We start from the raw sequence: 12991 nt of genomic DNA on the forward strand, positions 1-12991 counted from the left end.
CAGTGCCGGTCGGTTTTTCCGGTAATCCACAGGGCTGTCCCACAGTGGGGAGTGTGCGCTGGTGACGGCACCGGGAAGGTTCCGCGCGGTAGCACCGAGGGTGAGGCTAATTCGGCGCAACCGGGAAGTGTGGCGGGATTCGCGTGCCTGCCCCGACTGCATGACTGGAGCGCGCACGCCGCCAGGCCGTTCCCGAAGAGCTCCGGGAACGGCCTGGCGAAGGTGCGAATCAGCTCGCGGCGACGACCTCGACGCCGAGCTTGGCCGCCACGTCGGGGTGCAGGTGCACCACGATGTCGTGGTTGCCGGTGTTCTTGATGTGCGACTTGGGCAGCTCGATGCTGCGCTTGTCGATCACCGGGCCACCGGCGGTCTTGATGGCCGAGGCCACGTCGGACTGGGTGACCGAGCCGAAGAGCTTGCCGGTGCCCGCGGTCTTGACCGCCAGGGAGACCCCGGTCAGCCCCTCCAGGGCCTGCTTCAGCTCGTTGGCGTGGTCGAGGTCGCGCACCCGGCGGGCATCCTGCGCCCGGCGAATGCCCTCGACCTGCTTCTGCGCGCCGCGGCTGGCCACGATCGCCAGGCCGCGGGGCAGCAGGTAGTTGCGGCCGTAGCCGTCCTTGACCTCCACGGTGTCGCCGGGGGCACCGAGGTTGTCCACGTCAGCGGTAAGAATCAACTTCATTTGTGTGCCTCCTTCTCAGCGAGCGGTGGACACGTAAGGAAGCAGCGCCACCTCACGCGAGTTCTTGACGGCGACCGCGACATCGCGCTGGTGCTGGACGCAGTTGCCGGTCACCCGGCGCGCGCGGATCTTGCCGCGATCACTGACGTACTTGCGCAGCAGCGTCGTGTCCTTGTAGTCGATGTGCACGGTGCCGGTCTTGCTCTCCTTGCAGAACTGGCACGCCTTCTTCTTCAGCACCTTTTCGCGCGCGGGCGCTTTCGGCATCGTCTTCTACTCCGTTTTCATGTGGCCCTGGTCGCCAGGGCCGGGAAGCCGTTCGTCAGAACGGCGGTTCGTCGTCATTGCGGCCGCCGCCCCCGAAGGAGGAGCCTGCCGCGGGCGCGCTGCCCCAGGGATCGTCGTCGGCGCTGTTGGTGTTGCCACCGCCACCGCCGCCGCCCCGGTTGCCGCCGCCCCCGCTGTTCGCGTTGTATCCGCCGCCCCCGCCGGAGCCACCGCCGAAACCGCCGCCCCCGCCACCGCCGCGGCTGGTCTTGTTGACCTTGGCCGTCGCGTACCGCAGGGACGGGCCGACCTCGTCGACCTCCAGCTCGACCACGGTGCGCTTCTCACCCTCGCGGGTTTCGTAGGAGCGCTGCTTGAGCCGGCCACTGACGATCACCCTGGCGCCCCTGGTGAGGCTCTCGGCGACGTTCTCCGCCGCTTCCCGCCAGATATTGCAGCGCAGGAAGAGGGCCTCGCCGTCCTTCCACTCGTTCGAATTGCGGTCGAACACGCGGGGGGTGGAGGCCACGGTGAAGTTCGCCACCGCCTGGCCCGCTGGTGTGAATCGGAGTTCGGGGTCGGCCGTCAGGTTTCCGATGACGGTGATGACCGTGTCGCCTGCCATTGTGGTTCCTCCTGGGAGAGGGGGGATCAGCGATTGCTCGCTCGGTTGCGCTAGAGCCTAGAGACAGGCACCGACGCATTCCGCAGCGGCAGCAGCGCGATTACTTCTTGCCGTGGCGCAGCACCTTGGTGCGCAGCACCGTCTCGTTCAGCCCCAGCTGGCGGTCGAGCTCGCTCACGGTCGCCGGTTCGGCGGTGAGGTCGACGATGGCGTAGATGCCCTCGGCCTGCTTGCTGATCTCGTAGGCGAGCCGGCGGCGGCCCCAGATATCGACCTTGTCGATCTTGCCGCCTTCGGTGCGGACGACGCTGAGCAGATTTTCCAGCGACGGGCCGACGGTGCGCTCATCCAGGCTCGGATCGAGGATGACCATCACTTCATATTGACGCACGGACCATTCACCTCCTGTGGACTCGAATCGGCCACGGACGTTCCGTGGCAGGAGGGTCGTTGCGTCAGCAACCCGGCAAGGCTACCCGACGGGGCCCTGACCGGCGAAATCGATGCCTCGCCTGCGGTAGCGCCCCGGCGCGGTGCCGTACGCGCGCTTGAACGCCTTGGCGAAGGCGTACTCGGAGGTGTAGCCGACCGCGCGGGCGACCGCGGTGAGCGTGGCATCCGATTCGCGCAGCATCCCGGCCGCGGTGAGCATGCGCCAGCGCGCGACGTAGGCCAGCGGCGGCTCGCCGACGGTGGCGGTGAAGCGCCTGGCCATGGTGGCCCGCGAGACCCCGGCGCGGGCGCCGAGCGCGGTCACGGTCCACGGCTGCGCCGGGTCGGCGTGGATGGCGTGCAGCGCGGCGGAGACGGCGGGGTCGGCGAGCGCGGCGGCCCAGCCGGCCGGGTGCTCGGTCGCGGCCTGCTCGGCCAGCCAGGCGCGCAGCACGTAGAGCAGCATGGTGTCGAGCAGCGCGGGGATCGCGGCGTCGGCGCCGGGGCGGCGCTCGGTGATCTCGGCGAGCAGCAGCTCGACCGCCGCGTTCAGCGCGCGGTGCCGCTCCGGGCGGCCGGGCAGGTGCACGAACTCGGGCAGCGTGGCGATCAGCGGGTGCGCGCGGTCGCCGTCGAGTTCGTAGGCGCCGCAGAGCAGGACGCAGCGATCGCCGTCGCCCGCGACGATGCGCGGCTCGCCGGGGTGCGCGGTCTCGGTGATGGGCGAGCCGGTGGCGTCGGCGAGGTCGTGGTCGGCGCCGCGGGGCATGAAGAGCACGTCGCCCGCGTGCAGCGCGACGGGCTCGGCGCGCGCCGCCCTGAGCACGCAGGAGCCCTCGACGACCACGTGGAATCCGGCGCCGGGGACCACCGGGTAGCGCCTGCCCCACGGCGCGTGCCGGACGAAGAGCCCCGCGGCGGGGCGGCCGGTGCGGGCCGCGGCGATCAGCCCGGAGACCGGGTCGAGGCCGGTCTGCTCGGTGAAGGTGAGCGTTCCGGACAGGAAATCGAGCGTCGGCGGCATGGGAACACTCTCCCATCCGGCCTACCGTCGAGGCCATGAGCATTGTGAACGTCCCCGAGATCGGGGTTTTCCTGCCCACGTCCACACCCGACCCGGAGCGGCCGATCATCGGCGACGTGGCCGGGGCGGCCCGCACCGCGGAGCGGCTGGGGCTGGACTCGGTGTGGGCCACCGACCAGCTGGTGGCCGCGGCGCCGATCCTGGATTCCACCGTCGCGCTGGCGGCGGCCGCGGCGGTGACCGAGCGGGTGCGGCTCGGCTGGGGGGTGCTGATCCTGGCGCTGCGGCCCGCGCCGCTGGTGGCCAAGCAGGTCGCGGCGCTGCAGCAGGTGTCGGGGAATCGGCTGATCCTCGGGGTCGGCACCGGGAACACCGCGCACGGCGACGGCTCGTGGCGGGCGGCCGGGGTGCCGGTCGGCGAGCGGGCGGCGCGCACCGACGCGGCGCTCGAGCTGCTGCCCGACCTGATCGCCGGGAAGCCGGTCGGCGCGTACGGCGCGCCGATCACGCTGGCGCCGATCGCGCCGACGCCGCCGCTGGTGGTGGCGGGTGAGGTGCGGGCCGCGCGGCAGCGGGCGGTGCGGTTCGGGGCGGAGTGGCTGAGCCTGCGGCCCGAGCTCGGGGCGCTGGAGCGGGGGATCGCCGAGCTGCGCTCGCTCGCCGCCGAACTCGGGCGGCCGGTTCCGGCGGTTTCGCTGGTGGCGCCGCTCAGCACCGAGGGTGCGGATGTGACCACCGAGCAGGTCGCCGCCTTCGCCGACGCCGGGGTGAGCCGGCTCATCCTGAGCCCGACCGGCCCCGACACCGAGGGTGACTACGCGCACGCGGCCGAGGTCCGCTCCCGGCTCCGGGCCCGCTGACATCCCGCGTGCCCGGGCGCGAGGCTGCGCGCCGGGTATGTCGCCCGCTTCGCGCTCGACTGGTTTTGCCTGGTGCCCGGCTGCTCGGGGCAGCGAGGGGCAGCGCGCTCGATTGGTTGCCGGTCGCGTGAGTGGAGGGGCTGCGGGGACGACCCCGTCCCCACGGAACCCCTCCTCTAGGGTGGGCTCCATGCCGAACGGACGCCGGGTCACCCGCCGTGCGGCGCTCGCGACGGCGGTGCTGCTGCTCTGCGGCCTGACCCTGGTTCTCGGCTACCTGAACAAGGCCAGGTGCGCGGGCGCCCCGTTCTATCCGAACGGCCGCAGCGCGGTATTCGACACCGCCAAGGACGCCGAGGTCTGCTACTCCGACATCCAGTTCCTCTGGCTGGGCCGGGATATCGACAACCACGTCTTCCCGTACATCGACGGCGCCATCACCCCGGACGGCGCGCTGATCGGCGGCGTGGTCGAGTACCCGGTGCTGAGCGGGGTGCTGATGTGGCTCGGCGCCATCCCGGCGCACACCGACGCCGACTTCCTGCGCTGGTCGGCGCTGCTGCTCGCGCCGTTCGCGCTGCTCACGGCGTGGATGCTGGCCCGGCTCGCGGGCGGCGCCGCGCTGCTGTGGGCGATCGGAACCCCGCTGATGCTCTACGCCTTCCACAACTGGGAGCTGCCGGTGGTCTGCACCGCGGTGGCGGCGGTGTACGTGGTCGCGGTGCCGCGCTGGTCGCTGCGCACCCGCGGGGTGGTGGCGGCGGTGCTGCTCGGGCTCGGCTTCTGTCTCAAGCTCTATCCGGGGATCTTCGTGCTCCCGCTGCTGGCGTACGTGCTCACCGGCGGCGCCGAGCCGGGCGCCAGGCGGGACGTGCGCGGCGCGCTGCTCACCGGCGCCGCGGCGGCGGGCACGGTCGTCCTGGTGAACCTGCCGTTCGCGCTGGCCGGGTTCGAGGGCTGGCGGGCGTCCTTCGCCTTCCAGCAGCTGCGCCGGGCCGACATCACCACGAACTCGCTCTGGTACTGGGGGCTGCGCCCGCTCTACCCGGCCGGCGCCGCGGGCGAGGAGAACTTCCAGCACACCGTCTCGATCGCCTCGCCGCTGCTGATCCTGGCCTCGTTCGCGCTGGCGCTGTGGCTGGGGTGGCGGCGCCTGCGGAGCACCGGGGTGTACCCGTGGGTCGGCGTGAGCGGCGCGATGCTCTGCGGTTTCCTGCTCTTCCACAAGGTGCACAGCCCGCAGTACACGCTCTGGCTGGTGCCGTTCCTGGTGCTGCTGGTGGTGCCGTGGTGGCTGGTGGGCGCGTACCTGGTCGCGGATGTGGCGATCGGGGTCGGTGTCTTCCGCTACTTCTACGCGCTCGGCACCGGCGCCGGCGTCGAGCCGCTGGAGAACGTGGTGCAGTTCGGGGTCTGGGGGCGGGCGGTACTGCTCGCGGTGTTCCTCGTGCTGTTCGTGCGGGCGGCGCAGCGCGACGACCGGGCTACTTACGCGCCTCGCGCCACTGCATCCCCCAGCCGTACGCCTCGTCCAGCGCCTGCTGGGCCCCGCTGATGTAGTTCACCTCGCGCCGCACCGAGATCCGGCCGCCGGTATTGCTGAGCAGCGCGATGGCGCAGGAGCGGGCGTCGTTCACCGGGGAGTCGAGCAGCACCTCGATCTGCGGGCCGCTGGTCGGGAAGAGCGTGACGACCCCGTCGGCGGCCGCCCAGTTCGGCACCCCCTCGTAGATGAAGGCGAAGATCAGCACCCGGCGGAACTGTTCGGGGCGGCCGAGGTCGATGCGCATGGTCTCGCCGCCGACCGAGCCGCCGCTGCGGTCGTCGCCGTCCAGCTCGATGAAGGGCGGGGCGTGCAGCGAGCCGTAGTTGTTGCCGAGCGCCTGCACCACGCCCTTGCTGCCGTCGGCGAGCTCGTAGAGGCAGCCGAGGTCGAGGTCGATCGAGCCGCCGCGGCGGAAGAGCCGGGGTTTGCCGCTGGTCCAGCGCAGATTGACGCGCAGGACGCCCTGCGATTCCCCCGGTTTGGCGAGGTCGACGCTCGGCGCCGCCTTGGAGAGCGTCACCTTGCTCAGGTCGACGCCGCCGGCTCCGGCCCGGTTGTCGGCCGCCATCGCGATCCCCCTCCAACTCGACACGGTGGTCAGGTGGCACCGAGCCTAACGCGCGCGACCCCGGAAATGCCCGGAGCGGCAGCGAAAATTCGCTGCCGCTCCGGGGCGGGGTGCTGCGCGGTGCTCAGCCGACCGGGCTGGTCTCCCGCTCGTCCGGGGTCTCCGCGGCGGCCGCCTTGCGGTTGCGGCGGACGCTGGACCAGAGCGCCGCGCCGATGAAGGCGACGCCGACCAGGCCGGTGATGATCTCGTTGACGTGCACGCCGATCGAGACCAGCAGGATGGTGGCGAGCGCGCCGATCGCCCAGTGCGCGCCGTGCTCCAGGTACACGTACTCCGAGAGCGTGCCCTGCCGCACCAGGTAGACGGTGATCGACCGGACGAACATGGCGCCGATGAAGCCGAGGCCGAGCGCGATGATGATCGGGTCGGCGGTGATGGCGAAGGCGCCGATCACGCCGTCGAAGGAGAACGAGGCGTCCAGGACCTCCAGGTAGAGGAAGAGGAAGAAGCCCGCCTTGCCGGTGGCCTTGGCCAGGTCCGAGGGGCCGGTGCGCTTGCCCTCCAGCTCCTTGCCCGCGTCGTCCAGGTCTTCCTCGAGCTCCTCGGTGTGGAACATGGAGCCGAGGCCGTCGACGGCGATGTAGGTGATCATGCCGAGCAGCCCGGCCAGCAGCACGGTGGCGCGGTCGTCGTCGGCGGCGAGGAATTCGGCGGTGAGCACCAGCGCGAGACCGGCGACCACGACCGAGAGCATGTCCAGCTTGCCCGCCTTGGAGAGCGGGCGCTCCAGCCAGGAGAGCCAGGTGATCTCGCGCTCGGAGAAGATGAAGTTCAGGAAGAGCAGCGCCAGGAACATGCCGCCGAAGGCCGCGATCTGCGGGTGCGCGTCGGTGATCAGGGTTTCGTAGCTCGGGCTGCCGTCCGGGAAGTAGGCGGCGTCGTCCGCGGGCGGGTTCAGCGCCAGGTCGAAGGCCTCCACCGGGTTCAGCCCGGCGGTGACCCAGATGATCGCCAGCGGGAACAGCAGCCGCATGCCGAAGACGGCGATGACGATGCCGACGGTGAGGAAGATCTTCTGCCAGAAGTCACTCATCCGCCGCAGCACGGTGGCATTGATGACGGCGTTGTCGAAGGAGAGCGACACCTCGAGAATGCCGAGGATGAGGCAGAGGAACAGTGCGGTCGGGCCTCCGTACAGAAACGCCGCGACCAGTGAGAGCACTGTGACGAGGCCGGAGAGGCCGAAGATACGCAGGACCACCGGGGGACCTTTCGTTGTCGGGGCCGGACTTCGCCTCGTCCGGGCGCTGCGGGTACTGGTTCGGCGAACCGGGGCCGCGCGGTGTCGAAGCGCCGCCGTCCAGGGTGAATGCGCCGTGGCGCATTGTCCACCGGAGGCGGCACGGCACGAGAAGGGGGCCCGTTACCGGGCCCCCTCACACGTGGTCGTGCGTCAGACGTTCACGCCGTAGTCGCGCGCGATGCCGGACAGGCCGGAGGCGTAGCCCTGGCCGATGGCGCGGAACTTCCACTCGGCGCCGTTGCGGTACAGCTCGCCGAAGACCATGGCGGTCTCGGTGGAGGCGTCCTCGGTGAGGTCGTAGCGGGCGAGCTCCTCGCCGTTGCTGCGATCCGAGACCCGGATGTAGGCGTTGCGCACCTGGCCGAAGGACTGCTGGCGGGTCTCCGCGTCGTAGATCGAGACCGGGAAGACGATGCTCTCGATGGTCGGCGGGGTGTTGGCCAGGTCGACGTTGATGACCTCGTCGTCGCCCTCGCCCTCGCCGGTGCGGTTGTCGCCGGCGTGCTCGATCGCGCCCTCCGGGGACTTCAGGTTGTTGAAGAACACGAAGTGCTGGTCGGACACCACCTTCTTGTCCGCGCCGGTCGCGATCGCGCTGGCATCCAGGTCGAAGTCGGTGCCCGTGGTGGTCCGAACGTCCCAGCCGAGGCCGACCGCGACGGCCGTCAGGTTGGGGGCTGCCTTGCTCAGCGAAACGTTGCCGCCCTTGGACAAACTGACACCCATGCGGGAATCCCTTTCGATGGTCGGTGTGTGGTCCCGACATGTCCGAATCGCCGGGTACGCCATACGACACTAGTAGGTTTCGGCGAACTTGCGTAGGAACCGGTGCTCAGGGGGATCTCCTACGATCGGGGCGTGGCAGGGCGCAGGCGTGGATGGTTCCGCTCGTCGGGGCGCGACGAGTGGATCGAGCAGGCTCGGGCCGGTGTGGTCGCGGCCTTTCTCGACATGGACCGACGGCAGAGCGCTGCCGATTCGGCGGTGCGGGCGGTCGCCGAGGTGCGCCCCGATCCGGCGCTCGCGCGGGGCTGGGAAACGATCCGCAACCGCTGCTACACGGCGGCGGGCGTGTATCTGGCCCTGAACGACGATCTGGAGGCGGCCGAGCGGGACGGCACCCCGGTGCCCGGCGGCGCGCTCCGCGCCGAGCAGGTCACCGGGCAGCTCGCCGAGGCGGGGCGCGCGGTGGACGAATTCTGGACTGCGCACCGGGCGCGGCTGGAGGACGCGGTCGCGGTGCTCGGCGCGGTGCCCCGGTTCGCCGAGGAGGTGCGGGCCGAGGCGGAGCGGGTGCTCACCGCCGCCGCGAGCTCGGAGTACACCGGGTATCGCTCGATTCGCTCCGGGGTCGCGGCGGTGGATGAGGCGCTGCTCACACTGGCCGCGGCCACGACCGAGGGGCCGGGCCGGGTGCGCGCCGCCGCCACCGCGCTGCGCGAGGTGACCGCGCTGCTGTCGGAAGCATTGGCGCAGGCCCCTTCTCGGCGCGGCGCCGCGGCCAATGCGATCGCCTCGGTGACCACGCGCATCGCCGCGGTCCGGACCAGGGCGGAGGGGCTCGGCGCGGCCTACTCGGCGTTGCTGCGCGAGTTCAACGCTGCGAGTTCGGCCGATCTGACCAACAATGAGCGGGTTAGCCAGCAGGCCGTCGCCGCCGCCGAGACCGCACTAGCGGGAGCGCGGGCCGCGGCGGCCGAGCACGATCCGGAGACCGCGCTTGAACTGACCACCTCCGCGCGCGCCAGCCTCGCGGCGGCCGAGCAGCAGGTCGATGCCGTGACCCGGCGACTCACCCTGCTGCGCGAGGTCGCCGCGAACCCGAATTCCACGGCCGAGGCCGTACGATTCCGGCTGCGGGACGCGCAGATGCTCGCGGTGAGCCGAGGGCTCGTCGCCGAATGGGGTTCGGTACTCGATGCCCAGATCGACCGAATCGACCGCGCCGTCGCCGCCCTGACCGGTAGGCACCCGAACTACTGGGCATACGTCACAGAGCTCGACACCATCGCCGACTTCATCGCAGGCGTGGTGGATCGAATGCGGAAAGAACCAGGACACCGACGAGGATGAGGACGGGGCCGCGATGACCGCGAGCATTGCCGTCGCGCAGGAGGTCTCCCTGCGCAAACGGACGCCGCTGTGCCATTTCCGGCAGCTGCCGGGCGGAAGGGCGCCGGAGCTGTTCTACCGGCGGCCGCGGCCGTTCGGCGACAGCGACGAGCGTGACCTGCTCGCGATCGCGCTCGGCGCGACCCTATATGCCCCGGCGACCAGGGACGATCTGGCCGCGACGATCCGGCGCCGGGCCGCGCGCGGCGTCTGCTCCATGGTGATCGACCTGGAGGACGCGGTCGCCGACCACGAGGTCGAGTGGGCGAAGGCGCAGGCGGTGGCGGTGCTCGACGAGCTCGCCGCCGACCCGGACCCGAACCCCATGCTCTTCGTCCGGGTGCGCGACGCCGCCACCATCACCGAGATCGCGGAGGCGCTCGGCCCCGGCGCCGCCGTGCTCACCGGATTCGTCTTCCCCAAGTTCGACAGCCTCAGCGGCCCCTCCTACTTCACCGCGCTGGCCGCGGCGACGCAGCGGCTCGGCCGCACCGTGTACGCCATGCCGGTGCTGGAGTCGGCGGCGCTGGTGCACCGGCAGACCAGGGACCGGGAACTCGGCCGGATCGCGGAGCTGCTCGCCGCGCACCGGGAGCAGGTGCTCGCGGTGCGGGTCGGCGCCACCGACATGTGCGCCACCTTCGGCATCCGCCGCGACCGCGACCTCACCATCTACGACGTCCGGGTGGTCGCCGACGTGATCGCCGACATCGTGAACTACCTCGGCCGCGCGGACGGCACCGGCTTCGTGATCACCGGCCCGGTCTGGGAGTACTTCGCCGACCACGAGCGGATGTTCCGGCCGCTGCTGCGCACCGCGCCCTTCGAGGAGTCGGACGCGGTGAAATTCCGCCAGTACCTGGTGAGCCGGGATCTGGACGGGCTGCTCCGGGAGATCACGCTGGACCGGGCCAACGGCATCCAGGGCAAGACCGTCATCCACCCCTCGCACGTGGCCGCGGTGCACGCGCTCTCGGTGGTGACGCACGAGGAGTACTCGGACGCGCTGGACATCCTGCGCGCCGACGTCGGCGGGGTCGCCGCCTCGGGCTACCGGAACAAGATGAACGAGATGCGCCCGCACCGCAGCTGGGCCAGGCAGACCGTGCTGCGCGCGCGGGTCTTCGGGGTGGCGAACAAGGGCGTCTCCTTCGTCGACCTGCTCACCGCGCTGGTGACGGAATGAGCTGGGCGACCAGGGAGCTCGGTTTCGCGCTCGGGTACGACGGCACCGATCCCGGGCTGATCGAGCCGGGGCTGCGCAAGGGCAACCCGCGCCGCGCGCACCTGCTGGTCTCCACGGTGCTCGGCAAGCACATCCCGACCGACCCCGCCGCGGTGCTCGACGCCGGGAATCGCCTCGGTGACCTGGTGCGGGAGCGGCTCGGCGGCAGCGATGCGGTGGTACTCGGCTTCGCCGAGACCGCGACCGGGCTCGGGCACTGCGTCGCCGCCCGGATCGGGGCCAGGTGCTACCTGCACTCCACCCGCCGCGCGGTGCCCGCCGCGCACACCCTCGCCGGTTTCGAGGAGGGGCACTCGCACGCCACCTCGCACCTGCTGCAGCCCGAGCCCGCCGGGGTCTTCGCCGACGGGCTGCCGCTGGTGCTGGTGGACGACGAGATCTCGACCGGGGCAACCGCGCTGGACGCGCTCCGCGCGCTGCACCGCTTCGCGCCGCGCACGCACTACGTGCTGGCCAGCCTGGTCGACATGCGCACCGCGGCGGATCGGGCGAAGGTCGAGGACGCGGCCGCCGAGCTGGGCGCGCGGATCGACACCGTGTGCCTGGCGGCGGGGCGCGCCGAGGTGCCCGCCGGGCTGCCCGCCGCGGTGGCGGCGTTGCCCGAGCACCGGCTGAACCCGGCCGGCGCGCGGCGGGGTTCGGTGGCACGGGTGCGGCTGCCGTGGCCCGCCGACGTTCCCGAGGGCGGGCGGCACGGGTTCCTGCGCGCCGATCTGCCCGGGTTCGAGCGGGCGCTGGCGGCGGCCGCGGCCGAGCTGCGGAGCGGGCTCGATCCCGCCCGGCCGGCCGTGGTGATCGGCCACGAAGAGCTCATGTACCTTCCGCTGCGGCTGGCCGCCGCGCTGGCCGCGGCGGGAACGCCGACGCGGTTCCAGACGACCACGCGCTCACCGGCGTACGTGCTGGACGAGCCGGACTACCCGCTGCGCCGCGGCTTCCGGTTCACCGCGCCGGAGTCCGGGGACGACGCGCCGCGCTACCTCTACAACGCCGCCTGGCCTGGCGCCGACCCGCTGCTGGTGCTGGTGCTGGACGAACCCGCCGACACCCCCGCGCTCACCGCCGCGGGCGGGCTGCTGGACGTGCTCACCGCCGGCGGGGCCGATGTGCTGGTCGCGGTGGTGCCCGGCGCCGATCCGCGGCTGCTGCGCGCGGCCCGCGCGCTGCCGGAGCCGCTGTACGGCCCGGATTTCGGCTCCTACGCCGCCCACGAGGTGGCCTGGCTGCTGAAGGATCTCTCCGCAGTCGACCTGGAAGCCGATGTGGCCGAGCGGGAGCAGCGGATCCAGGCCGGGGTCGCGCACTACGCGGAGTCGCTGCCCATCGAGTTCCAGCCGGACGCCGCCTACCGCGAGCTCTTCGACAAGGTGCTGGCGGAGAGCGCGGAGCGGCTCGCGCTCGCCGTCGGCACGGTGGCCGAGCTGGTGGTCGCCGAGCGCGGCGACGACGTGGTGCTGGTCTCGCTGGCCAGGGCGGGGACCCCGATCGGGATCCTCATGCGGCGCTGGCTGCGGCACCGGAGCCCGGCGCTGACGGTGCCGCACTATGCCGTGTCCATCGTGCGCGATCGAGGTATCGACGCGGTGGCGCTCGACTACCTGGCGGCGCACCACGACCCCGCCTCGGTGGTCTTCGTGGACGGCTGGACCGGCAAGGGCGCCATCGCCAGGGAGCTCACCGCCGCGCTCGACGAGTACCACGCGGCGGGCGGCGCCCGCTTCGACGACGAACTCGCGGTGCTCGCCGACCCGGGCCACTGCGTGCGCACCTTCGGCACCCGCGACGACTTCCTCATCGCCTCGGCCTGCCTGAACTCCACCGTCTCCGGGCTGGTCTCGCGGACCGTGCTGAACGCCGAGCTCATCGGCGCGCGCGATTTCCACGGCGCCAAGTTCTACCGCGAGCTGGCCGCCGACGACGTCTCCGGGCGGCTGCTCGACACCGTCACCGACGCCTTCGACACCGTGCGCGACCTGGTGCCCGCCGAGGTGGCGGCGATCCGGGCGAGCGACCGCACCCCGACCTGGACCGGGTGGGGGTCGGTGGAGCGGGTGCGCGCCGAGTACGGCATCGGCACGGTGAACTTCGTCAAGCCGGGGGTCGGGGAGACCACCCGGGTGCTGCTGCGCCGGGTGCCGTGGCGGGTGCTCGTCCGCGATGCCGACGCGCCGGAGCACGCGCACATCCGGATGCTGGCCGCCGCGCGGGGGGTCCCGGTGGAGGTCGTGCCCGAGCTGGCCTATTCGTGTATGGGATTGATCAAGGACGTGCAGTGAGCTCTGCTCTACCGGCCCTGGTGGCCACCGATCTGGACCGCACC

General features: G+C 71.9%; 13 protein-coding genes. 5 read left to right on the forward strand and 8 right to left on the reverse strand.

Annotated elements, in window-relative coordinates:
• Nucleotides 1-229: 229 nt before the first annotated feature.
• The 5 genes from rplI to AB0H71_RS09125 all read right to left on the reverse strand — a co-directional run bounded on the left by rplI (nt 230) and on the right by AB0H71_RS09125 (nt 3033).
• Entirely contained in the window at nt 230-685 is a 456-nt protein-coding gene (rplI, locus tag AB0H71_RS09105; protein WP_357016997.1) for a 50S ribosomal protein L9, read from the reverse strand.
• Nucleotides 686-700: 15 nt separating this feature from the next.
• Entirely contained in the window at nt 701-952 is a 252-nt protein-coding gene (gene rpsR, locus AB0H71_RS09110) for a 30S ribosomal protein S18 (protein ID WP_067648985.1), read from the reverse strand.
• A gap of 55 nt (nt 953-1007) precedes the next feature.
• Nucleotides 1008-1577, reverse strand: a complete 570-nt coding sequence (locus AB0H71_RS09115; protein WP_357017002.1) for a single-stranded DNA-binding protein — start codon at nt 1575-1577, stop codon at nt 1008-1010.
• 100 nt (nt 1578-1677) lie between these two features.
• Nucleotides 1678-1968 carry a 30S ribosomal protein S6 gene (gene rpsF / locus AB0H71_RS09120; protein ID WP_233015281.1) on the reverse strand — a complete coding sequence of 97 codons (291 nt, stop codon included), beginning with the start codon at nt 1966-1968 and terminating at the stop codon, nt 1678-1680.
• An 81-nt stretch (nt 1969-2049) separates the two neighbouring features.
• Nucleotides 2050-3033, reverse strand: coding sequence for an AraC family transcriptional regulator (locus tag AB0H71_RS09125; protein WP_357017004.1), 984 nt, complete (start codon nt 3031-3033; stop codon nt 2050-2052).
• 35 nt (nt 3034-3068) lie between these two features.
• Between AB0H71_RS09125 and AB0H71_RS09130 the strand changes: the two genes are divergently transcribed.
• The gene (locus tag AB0H71_RS09130; protein WP_357017006.1) at nt 3069-3893 is read left to right on the forward strand and encodes an LLM class flavin-dependent oxidoreductase; all 825 of its coding nucleotides are present in this window, start codon (nt 3069-3071) and stop codon (nt 3891-3893) included.
• Nucleotides 3894-4083: 190 nt separating this feature from the next.
• Entirely contained in the window at nt 4084-5448 is a 1365-nt protein-coding gene (locus AB0H71_RS09135) for a hypothetical protein (protein WP_357017008.1), read from the forward strand.
• Here AB0H71_RS09135 and AB0H71_RS09140 read toward each other — a convergent pair.
• The 3 genes from AB0H71_RS09140 to AB0H71_RS09150 all read right to left on the reverse strand — a co-directional run bounded on the left by AB0H71_RS09140 (nt 5378) and on the right by AB0H71_RS09150 (nt 8039).
• The gene (locus tag AB0H71_RS09140; RefSeq protein WP_357017011.1) at nt 5378-6007 is read right to left on the reverse strand and encodes a Tellurium resistance; all 630 of its coding nucleotides are present in this window, start codon (nt 6005-6007) and stop codon (nt 5378-5380) included. The genes AB0H71_RS09135 and AB0H71_RS09140 overlap by 71 nt on opposite strands.
• Before the next feature lie 124 nt (nt 6008-6131).
• Nucleotides 6132-7271, reverse strand: a complete 1140-nt coding sequence (locus AB0H71_RS09145) for a DUF475 domain-containing protein (protein WP_357017014.1) — start codon at nt 7269-7271, stop codon at nt 6132-6134.
• 192 nt (nt 7272-7463) lie between these two features.
• Nucleotides 7464-8039, reverse strand: a complete 576-nt coding sequence (locus AB0H71_RS09150; RefSeq protein ID WP_357017017.1) for a TerD family protein — start codon at nt 8037-8039, stop codon at nt 7464-7466.
• A 132-nt stretch (nt 8040-8171) separates the two neighbouring features.
• Between AB0H71_RS09150 and AB0H71_RS09155 the strand changes: the two genes are divergently transcribed.
• From AB0H71_RS09155 to AB0H71_RS09165, 3 genes are read left to right on the forward strand one after another with little or no spacing between them, the layout of a single operon-like run.
• A complete protein-coding gene (locus tag AB0H71_RS09155) occupies nt 8172-9386 on the forward strand; it encodes a hypothetical protein (protein WP_357017020.1) in 1215 nt (404 codons plus the stop codon).
• Nucleotides 9387-9399: 13 nt separating this feature from the next.
• A complete protein-coding gene (locus AB0H71_RS09160) occupies nt 9400-10611 on the forward strand; it encodes an HpcH/HpaI aldolase/citrate lyase family protein (protein WP_357017022.1) in 1212 nt (403 codons plus the stop codon).
• Nucleotides 10608-12947 (forward strand): phosphoribosyltransferase domain-containing protein, encoded by a 2340-nt coding sequence (locus AB0H71_RS09165; RefSeq protein ID WP_357017025.1) that lies wholly within the window; start codon nt 10608-10610, stop codon nt 12945-12947. Before AB0H71_RS09160 ends, AB0H71_RS09165 begins: the two co-directional genes overlap by 4 nt.
• Nucleotides 12948-12991 lie beyond the last annotated feature (44 nt).

The organism is Nocardia sp. NPDC050697 (assembly GCF_040654395.1).
Taxonomy (GTDB): domain Bacteria; phylum Actinomycetota; class Actinomycetes; order Mycobacteriales; family Mycobacteriaceae; genus Nocardia.